Source organism: Cellulomonas hominis, assembly GCF_005239125.1.
Classification (GTDB): domain Bacteria; phylum Actinomycetota; class Actinomycetes; order Actinomycetales; family Cellulomonadaceae; genus Cellulomonas; species Cellulomonas hominis_A.
Genome location: NZ_SZYE01000227.1, coordinates 1 through 5,059, shown reverse-complemented (window position 1 = coordinate 5,059; position 5,059 = coordinate 1). Strand labels below are relative to the sequence as shown.

4 protein-coding genes are annotated in these 5,059 nt (G+C 78.4%); 3 read left to right on the top strand and 1 reads right to left on the bottom strand.

Annotated elements, in window-relative coordinates:
- From FA014_RS20985 to FA014_RS17625, 3 genes are all read left to right on the top strand, one after another.
- Positions 1–1,505 (top strand): O-antigen ligase family protein (locus FA014_RS20985; RefSeq protein ID WP_154730935.1); only part of this gene is annotated, 1,505 nt, incomplete at its 5' end.
- Complete coding sequence (locus FA014_RS17630; protein ID WP_154730934.1) at positions 1,502–2,635, top strand: glycosyltransferase family 4 protein; 1,134 nt, start codon at positions 1,502–1,504, stop codon at positions 2,633–2,635. The genes FA014_RS20985 and FA014_RS17630, both read left to right, overlap by 4 nt.
- Positions 2,632–3,876 carry a glycosyltransferase gene (locus FA014_RS17625; RefSeq protein WP_154730933.1) on the top strand — a complete coding sequence of 415 codons (1,245 nt, stop codon included), beginning with the start codon at positions 2,632–2,634 and terminating at the stop codon, positions 3,874–3,876. Before FA014_RS17630 ends, FA014_RS17625 begins: the two co-directional genes overlap by 4 nt.
- Here the strand turns inward: FA014_RS17625 and FA014_RS17620 are convergent.
- Positions 3,833–5,059: glycosyltransferase (locus FA014_RS17620; RefSeq protein WP_230323347.1), on the bottom strand; the 1,227-nt coding region annotated here is incomplete at its 5' end. The two genes, FA014_RS17625 and FA014_RS17620, sit on opposite strands and share 44 nt — an antisense overlap.

Genomic DNA, 5,059 nt, shown 5'->3' with positions numbered 1-5,059 from the left:
CCCCCGCGCCCTCCGCCGAGCTCGCCCCCGGCGTCCGCCCGCACCGGACCACCCTCGGCGGTGCCGCCGCCGAGCGGCTGCCCCGGAGCACCGCCGGCCGCCGCGCGCTGGCCGGCGGCGGCCTGCTCGCGACCGGCCTGGTCGTCGCCGCGGTCACGTCCACCCAGCCGGTGCTGGCGCTCGGCGTCGCGGCGGCCGTCCTCCTCGTCGGCCTCACGCTGCGGATGCCGATGGCGCTCCCCGTGCTCGGCATGCCGCTGCTGCTGCTGGTGAACCGGGTCGGCGGGGCGCTGTCCGTGTCGGACTTCGTGCTGTTCGCGGCGTTCTGGCCGGCCCTGCTGTTCTGCCGGCGCCCGCTGACCCGCCCCATGCGGAACGTGCTGTGGGCCTCGGCGTTCTACCAGGCCACGGTGCTGTTCACGGTGATCGCCAACCCGTACGCGGCGAACGCGGTCGAGTGGCTCCACGAGTGGCTGCTGGTCGGCGGCGCGTTGCTGGTCGGCTGGGCGGTGGGCGCGGCCGGGCACGCGCGGCTCGCGCTGGGGCTGTACATCGGCGGCTCGGTCGTCGTCGCCCTGGCCGCCCTCGCGCAGTTCGCGGTGAACCTCGCGTCGGGCAACACCGGGCCGGTGTACCTGAACGAACCGCTGCTGATGCACAAGAACTACATCGGCTGCGTGCTCGCGTTCGCGGCGATCATCGTCTACGCCCGGCCGCGCTGGCTGCGGTGGAACGACCTGGTGTGCCTCGGCCTGTTCGGGCTGTTCCTCGCGGGGATCCTCGTCGCGCAGTCGCGGCAGGCGCTGATCGGCCTCGCGGTGGCGATCGCGGTCGTCGCGCTGCGGCCCGACCCGCACCGCCACCGGTCGAAGATCGTGCTGCTGGCGATCGCCGGCGCCGCGGTCGTCATCGGCACGCTGGTGCAGGACCAGCTCGAGTCCGGCAACCAGTACAACTCGGCGTACCAGCGGCTCATCTGGTTCCGGCAGTCGCTGCTGATCTGGCAGGAGTACCCCTGGTTCGGCGCCGGCCTGCGCTGGTGGTACACCGACCGGTTCGAGGAGAACTTCCAGCCGCCCAACGCCGAGTTCGAGATGCTGTCCTCCGGCGGCGTCGTCGGCCTGGTCGGCTTCCTGGTGATGTTCCTGGCGATCCTCGTCATCCTGTGGCGGGTCGACTCCCGGTACGGCACCCTCGCGTTCGTCCTCGTGCTCATGCGGCTCGTGCAGGGGCAGTTCGACCTGTTCTGGGTGGCCGCCCAGGTGTCGATCCCGTTCGTCATCGCGGGCATCTGCCTCGGCGCCCAGGCGCACGCGCAGCGCTCGGGCGAGGAGGAGGACGTCCCCGTCGCCCTCGGACCGCCGCCCCCGTCGTCGCGCAGCACCCCCGGCCCGGCGGACAGCCCCGCCGGGCGGCGCGCCCGGCACCTGCGGGAGGCCGTCGTCGGCGGCCGCCCCCGCCGCCGGCGCGGACCGCTGCCCGTCGGCCACCGGGAGCGCTCGTGACCGCCGCGCCGGTCGACGTCGTGCACGTGGTGTGCACGGACGCCTTCGCCGGGGTCGAGCGGTACGTCACCACGCTCGCCCGCACGCAGGACGCCCGCGGGCTGCGGGTGCAGGTGCTGGGCGGCGCCGCCGACCGGATGCCCGCCGAGCTCGCCGGCTCCGGGGTGCGGTGGGCGCCCGCGCCGACCCCGCTGCGGGCCGCGACCGCGCTGCGCCGCGTGGACGCCCGGCTGGTGCACGCGCACATGACGGCCGCCGAGCTGGCCGCGACCGCCGCCGCCCGGGCCCCCGTGGTCGCCACCCGGCACTTCGCGGACCGCCGCGGGTCGTCGGCGGTGGGCCGCGCGGTCGGCCGGTTCGTGGCGCCGCGCATCGCCGCCCAGGTCGCGATCAGCGCGTACGTCGCCGGTCGGGTCGAGGGCCCGTCGACCGTCGTGCACCCCGGGGTCCCCACCGTGCCGCGCACCGGCGCGGAACCGGACCGCCGCCGGGTGGTGCTGATGGCGCAGCGGCTCGAGGCCGAGAAGCGCACCGACGTGGCGCTGCGGATGTGGGCCGCCTCCGGGCTCGCCGCCGAGGGGTGGGAGCTGCACCTCGCGGGCGACGGCGCGCTGCGGCCCGAGCTGGAGGCGCTCGCCGGGGCGCTCGGCCTCGGGGCGTCGGTCCGGTTCCTCGGGATGCGGGCCGACATGCCCGCCCTGCTCGGCACCGCCGGGATCTTCTTCGCCCCGCGCGGCGACGAGCCGTACGGGCTGTCGGTCGTGGAGGCGATGGCGCACGGCACCCCCGTGGTCGCGGGCCGCGGCGGCGGGCACTCCGAGACCGTCGGGGCCGCGGACGGCGCGGTGCTCGTGCCCCCGGACGACGTCGAGGCCGCGGGGGCCGCACTGGCCCGCCTCGCGCGCGACCCCGAGCGCCGCGCGGCCTACGGGGAGGAGCTGCGGGCCCTGCAGCAGCAGCGGTTCGGTCCGGGCACGCACGCGGACGGCATCGCGGCGGTGTACGCGGCGGTGCTGGGCGCGCCGCTGGGGCCGGACTCCCCCGCCCCGCGTCCCGTCGCGGCGCCGACCACGCCCGGCGGCACCCCGTCCGCCGCGCCCGGCACCCCGCCGGCCGGGGTGAGCCGGTGAGCGCCGGGACCCGCGACCACGCGGGGCCGTCCGTCGCCCCCGGGACGCCGGCGGACGCCCCCGGCTCCCCCGCGCGCGACGACCGCCGCGACCTCGTCGTCCTCTCCCTCGAGCCCTGGGACGAGGTGTGGCGCCGCAACCAGCACCTGGTCGCCGGCCTGCTCGCCACCGACCCCGGCCTGCGCGTGCTGTTCGTCGAGCCGCCGGTCGACCACCTGCACGACCTGCGCCGCGGCGCCTCCCCCACGCTCGGCCGGCGCCTGCGCCGGCTCGGCCCCGAGGACGGTGCGCCCGAGGGCCGCGCCTGGGCGTACCGGCCGACCAAGTGGCTGCCGCGGCGCCTGGACCCGGCCGGCGACGACCGGCGCGCGCGCACGGTGTCCCGGGTGGCCCGCCGGCTCGGCATGACCGACCCGGTGCTCTGGGTGAACGACCCCGACGGCGCGGCCGTGCTCCGCGCCACCGGCTGGCGGTCGCTGTACGACGTGACCGACGACTGGCTGCGCGCCGTGCGCGAGCCGGCGGAGCTCGAGCGGACGCGCGCGGCGGAGGCCCTGCTCGTCGAGCGGTGCGCCGAGGTGGTCGTGTGCTCCCCGGCGCTGGCCCGGGCGAAGGGCGCCGACCGCCCCGTCACGCTGCTCACGAACGCGGTCGACGTCGACGCCTACCGCACCCCGCAGCCCCGCCCCGCCGACCTGCCGGACGGCCCGTACGCGGTGTACGTCGGGACGATGCACCCCGACCGGCTGGACGTGGCGGCGTGCCTGCGCGTCGCCACCCACCTGCGGGCGACCGGCGCGCACCTGGTGCTCGTCGGGCCGGCGCTGCTCGACCCGCTGGACCTGACCCGGCTGGACGCCGCGGGCGCGGTGGTGCTCGGGCCGCGCCCGGCCGCGCTGGTGCCCGGGTACCTGCAGCACGCCGGCGTCCTGCTGGTGCCGCACGTGGTCGACGGCTTCACGGACTCGCTGGACCCGATCAAGCTCTACGAGTACCTGGCGGTCGGCCGCCCGGTCGTCGCGACCCCGGTCGCGGGGTTCCGGGACCAGCCCGCCGACCGGGTCACCACCGCCTCGCCGCAGAACCTCGCCGACGCCGTCGTCCGGGTGCTCGCGGAGGGCCGGCCCGCGGGCATCGGCCCGGCGCCGGCGGACGTGCCGCGCTGGTCGGACCGGGTGCGCGAGATGCAGGCGGTGCTCACCCGCGTGCGGGACGCGCGGCCCGCCGCCACACCGCGGTGAGCTGCTCGGCGGTCCGGGCGATCGCGTAGTCCGCCTGCACGTCCTTCCACGCGCGGGTGCTCCGCGCCGCGGCCTCCTCCGGCCGGTCCAGCACCCGCCCGACCGCGTCCGCCAGCGCCGGGACGTCGCGCGGCGGCACCACGAGGCACCGCGGCGTGCCGTCGCCGGCCACCGCGATCTCGTCCACGCCGCCACCCGCGGTCGCGACCACCGGCACCCCGCGGGCCATGCCCTCGACGACCACCTGGCCGAACGGCTCCGGCACCGGCGAGGCGTGCACCAGGACGGACAGCCGGTCGATCTCCCCCACCGGGTCGGCGACCCAGCCGGTCAGCTCGACCCGGTCGGTCAGCCCGAGCGCGGCGACCTGCGCGCGCAGCTCCTCCTCGTACGCCTGCTCCTCGAACAGCGCCGCGCCGACGACGCGGAACCGCGCGTCCGGGAACCGCTCGGCGAGCAGCGCGGCGGCGGCGACGAACTCCCGCTGGCCCTTCGTCGGGCTGACGCGGCCGACCAGGCCGACCACCGGGGTCGCCGGCACCGGGCGGGCGGCGGGATCGGCGGCCACCTGCTCGGGCGCCAGTCCGGGGTACGCGAGGGTCCAGCCCCGCGGCAGCGGCAGCAGCGTGCGGGCGGTGGCCCGGGAGTTCACCACGACGTGCCGCGGCCCGCGCCGGGCGAGGACGCGGACGGCCCGGGCGACCGGGGCCGGCAGGTAGTCCTCGGCGATCCGGTCGTGCACGTGCCAGACCAGCGGGCGGCGGGCGAGCCGGGCGGCGGGCAGGCCGATGAGGTCCGCCTTGAGCGAGGTCGTGTGCACGACGTCGGGCCGCAGGTCCCGCAGCAACCGGGCCAGCCGGGCGACGAACGGCAGCGTCGCCGCCGCCGACCGGGCCGCGCCGAGCGCCGACCGGCCGGCCGCGGCGCGGTCGGTCTCCGCGATCCGGTGGTCCAGCGGCAGCACGCGCACCGCGACCCCCGCGTCCCGCAGCCGGCCGGCGAGCGGGCCGTCGGCGAACAGCACCACGGTCACGTCGACCGCGGCCGGGTCCAGCGCCCGGCAGGTGCGCAGCAGCGCGAGCTCCGCGCCGCCGAGCTGGGCGGTGTGGTCGAGGACGACCACCCGCACCGGGCGCGGGGCGGCGCCCGGTGCGGGGGCGGCGGTCACTTCGACTCGGCGGCG